General features: G+C 71.8%; 3 protein-coding genes. 2 read left to right on the top strand and 1 reads right to left on the bottom strand.

Features of this window, described 5'->3' with window-relative positions; genetic code table 11:
• On the top strand, window positions 1–749 hold a 749-nt coding region (locus tag RTM68_RS17360), incomplete at its 5' end, for an alpha-L-rhamnosidase C-terminal domain-containing protein (RefSeq protein WP_312173363.1).
• 18 nt (window positions 750–767) lie between these two features.
• Entirely contained in the window at window positions 768–3530 is a 2763-nt protein-coding gene (locus RTM68_RS17355) for a family 78 glycoside hydrolase catalytic domain (protein ID WP_312173361.1), read from the top strand.
• Window positions 3531–3587: 57 nt separating this feature from the next.
• Here RTM68_RS17355 and RTM68_RS17350 read toward each other — a convergent pair.
• Window positions 3588–4134, bottom strand: a 547-nt coding sequence (locus RTM68_RS17350) for an NAD(P)-dependent oxidoreductase (protein WP_312173359.1), incomplete at its 5' end; no start/stop codon positions are given.

Raw genomic sequence — 4134 nt, 5'->3', positions numbered from 1 at the left:
CCGATCGGGTCGCGGCGGAGACCTGGCGGCGGTGGGGAGCAGAGGCCGCCACGACTCAGACCGGCGCCGCGCTGGCCCTCGAGTTCCGCATCGCCCCCGACGCCGAGCGTGAGTCGATCGCCGCCGGCCTGGCCGCGAACGTGCGCGCCGAGAACGGCCGCATCTCCACCGGATTCCTCGGCACACCGCTCGTCCTGTTCGCGCTGTCGAACACCGGCCACCTCGACGAGGCGTACCTGATGCTCCTGCGTCGTGAGGCGCCGAGCTGGCTGTACCAGGTCGATCGCGGGGCGACCACGGTGTGGGAGCGCTGGGACGCGATCCTCCCCGACGGGCGCATCCACTCGGGGGCCATGGATGCCGGGTCGAAGGAGGAGGGCGGCAGCATGCTCTCCTTCAACCACTTCGCGTACGGGGCGGTCATCGATTGGGTCTACCGGACGGTCGCGGGCATCGCCCCGGCGCAGCCCGGCTATCGCGTGTCGCGGATCGCGCCGCGCCCCGCCGTCGGCGTGGACGAGGCGGCGGCATCGGTCGACACACCGTACGGCCGTCTCGCGATCGACTGGCGACTCGACGGCGACGTGCTGCGGATCGCCGTAGAGGTGCCGTTCGGCACGACCGCCGACCTCGATCTGCCGGTCACGGCCGACTCCACGGTCACCGTCGACGGCGGCGGCGCCGCGGTACGTGTGGGTCCGGGAGCGCACGAGATCACGGTGACGGCGCCCGCCGTCGCCCGACGATGAGAGAGATGCAGGAGAGACATGAGTCTGAGAGTCGCGCGCGTCACCGTCGACGCGCCGCACGGCAGTGACACGGTCGCCACGGCGACCCCGGCCATCGGGTGGGTGAGCGAGTCCGACGCCCGCGGATGGATGCAGTCGGGTGCCGAACTCGAGCTGGAGCTCGACGGCGAGACCCAGGTGCACCGGGTCAGCGGTCGGGACTCGGTGCGGGTGCGGTGGCCGTTCCGCCCGCTGCGGCCCCGGGACGAGGCGACCCTGCGCGTGCGGGTGACCGGCTCCGACGAGGCGGTGTCGCCGTGGAGCGAGCCGCGACGGATCGTCGCGGGATTCCTCGCCGACGGCGAGTGGACCGCGCACACGATCGCCGTCGCCGCCCCGGCGACGTATGCCGAGCCGGCGACTCTGCGCACGACGTTCCCCGTCGACGGAGAGGTGCGCCGCGCGACGCTCTACGCCACGGCCGTCGGGGTCTATCAGGCGTCGCTCAACGGGGAGGACGTCGACGATCAGGTGCTGAAGCCCGGGTGGACGCCCTTCCACACGCGCACCGTGCACGAGAGCACGGACGTCACCGCCCTCGTGCGGTCAGGGGAGAACGCCGTCACCGTGCGTCTCGCCGGCGCCTGGGCGACCGAGCACTATGGCTTCCGCGAGAACGCCGCGCCGGTGTACGAGGAGCAGCCCCGCTTCGCGGCGCAGCTGCTCATCGAGTACGCGGACGGTCGTGTGCAGACGGCGCAGACCGACGAGTCGTGGCAGAGCGCGCCGAACGAGATCACGGCCAGCGGGCTGTATGCGGGCGAGGATCACGACGCCCGCCGCGGCACCTCGGACTGGTCGCCGGTCGCGGTCGTCGCCGATGTTCCCGTGCCCGGAGCGCGGGTGTCGCCGTTCGTCCGGCGCATCGAGGAGCTTCCCGTCGCCGAGGTCATCACGACCCCGTCGGGCCGGACCGTGCTCGACTTCGGCCAGAACCTCGTCGGCCGCCTGAGGATCCGCGTGCAGGGGGCATCGGGCACGGTCGTCACACTCCGCCACGCCGAAGTGCTCGAGCACGGCGAGCTGGGCACCCGACCGTTGCGTGCCGCGGCGGCGACCGACCGGTACACGCTCGCGGGCGACGGCGTCGAGGTCTGGGAGCCCGAGTTCACGTTCCACGGATTCCGCTACGCCGAGATCGACGGCTGGCCGGGCGTGCTGGACCCCGCCGACATCACCGCCGTCGTGATCCACAGCGACATGGAGCGCACCGGCTGGTTCGACACCTCGCACGAGCTCGTGAGGCAGCTGCACCAGAACGTCGTCTGGGGGCTGCGCGGCAACTTCCTCTCCGTCCCCACCGACTGCCCGCAGCGCGACGAGCGCCTCGGCTGGACCGGCGACATCCAGGTCTTCGCACCGACGGCGAGCTTCCTCTACGACGTCCGGGGCTTCCTCGACTCGTGGCTGCGCGACCTCGAGATCGACCAGGTCGACGGCGTGGTCCCGTTCGTGGTGCCGAACGTGCTCGGTCCTGCGCGCGCCGCCGCCGCGTGGGGAGACGCCGCCGCCGTCGTCCCGACCGTGCTCTACGAGCGCTTCGCGGATCTCGACACTCTGGAGCGCCAGTTCGACAGCATGAGGGCCTGGACCGACGTGATCGTCGGCTACTCCGGCGATCTGCGCCTGTGGGAGGGCATGTTCCAGTTCGGCGACTGGCTCGACCCTGACGCGCCGCCGCAGCATCCGGCGAAGGCGAAGACCTCGGCCGACATCGTGGCCTCGGCCTACGTGTTCCGATCGGCCGACCTCACGGCGCGGGCCGCCGCTCTTCTCGGACGCGAGAGCGAGGCACGCGAGTACGCGGAGATCGCCGAGGAGGTGCGGCGTGCCTTCGTCGCCGAGTACGTGACGGAGTCGGGGCGCATGGTGTCCGACGCGCAGACCGCGTACTCGCTGGCCATCGTGTTCGACATGGTCGACGAGAGCCGTCGCCAGGCGCTCGGCGATCGGCTGGCCGAGCTCACCCGGCTCGGCGGCTACCGCATCGGCACCGGGTTCGTGGGGACGCCGATCATCCAGGATGCGCTCACCCGCACGGGTCACCTCGACACGGCGACGAGACTGCTCACCCAGACGGAGAACCCGTCGTGGCTGTATCCCGTGACCATGGGGGCCACCACGATCTGGGAGCGCTGGGACTCGATGCTGCCGGACGGCACGATCAACCCGGGGCAGATGACCTCCTTCAACCACTATGCGCTCGGGGCCATCGCCGACTGGCTGCATCGCACCGTGGCCGGTCTGGCTCCCGCGGCCCCGGGCTATGCGCGCATCGCCATCGAGCCGCACCCGCTCGAGGGGTTCGACGATGCCGAGGCCGCGCACCTGACTCCGTACGGAGAGGCGCGCGTGCGCTGGCAGCGGTCGGGCGAGTCGATCATCGTCGAGGCGACCGTGCCGGCGAACACCGACGCCGACGTCGTGCTGCCCGACGGTCGGCGTCACACGGTCGGGTCGGGGTCGCATCGGTGGACCTCCACCGCTCCTGCGCCGCGGCCGGAACCCGGCGAGGTCGGTCCGGAGTCGAGCCTCGCGGAGATCATCGATGACAGCGAGGCGTATCAGGCGATCGTCGAGGTGCTGGGCGAGCTCCGCCCCGCGATCGCGGAGGACTTCCGCGACAACACCGAATGGAGTCCGCGGCTGACGCTCGGCGAGCTGTTCGCCCGGCTGCTGGGCCCCGAGCCCCGGGCCGCGGTCGAGAGGCGCCTCACGGCGCTGAACACCGCGCGGTCCTGACGACGGATCGGCTCGGGCGACGTCGATTCCGCAGAACGGGATTCCGCAGAACGCGACTCAGTAGAACTCCACCGTGTCGACGCGGTTCATCAGCGGTTCGCCGTCGATGAGCCGCGTCGCATTGGCGGCGAACAGCTCGGCGACGCGGCGCTCCTCGTCGATGTCGGTCCCGGCGTTGTGCGGGCTGACGAGCACGTTCGGCATCGACCACAGGGGGCTCGTCTCGGGCAGCGGCTCGACGGCGAACACGTCGAGGGCGGTGAACCCCACCAGGCCGCTCGCGAGCGCATCGATGAGCGCGGGCTCGTCGACCGTCGATCCTCGCCCCACGTTCACGACGGTGATGCCCGGCTTCGCCTGCGCGAGCACAGCGCCCGACAGCATGTCGCGCGTCGCGTCGGTGCCGGGCAGCGCGAGCACCACGGCGTCCGCGGTCGAGAGGGCGTCGCCGAGCTCGGACGGAGGGCGGATCTCGGCCACCCCGGGGGCGTCGACGGTCCGCCGATGGATGCCGGTGATCCGCGCCCCGAGCGCATGCAGCTTGCGGGCGACGGTGCGGCCGATGCCGCCCAGCCCGACGACGACCACGTGGCTTCCGTCGACC

The organism is Microbacterium sp. (assembly GCF_031988965.1).
Classification (GTDB): Bacteria; Actinomycetota; Actinomycetes; order Actinomycetales; family Microbacteriaceae; genus Microbacterium.
Note: the sequence above shows the minus strand (reverse complement) of the source record. Positions and strands in the feature narration are given on the sequence as shown.

What these genes read in the sequence shown, in the direction of transcription:
- RTM68_RS17355 (WP_312173361.1), top strand. Translation starts at nt 768, where the DNA reads ATGAGTCTGAGAGTCGCGCGCGTCACCGTCGACGCGCCGCACGGCAGT.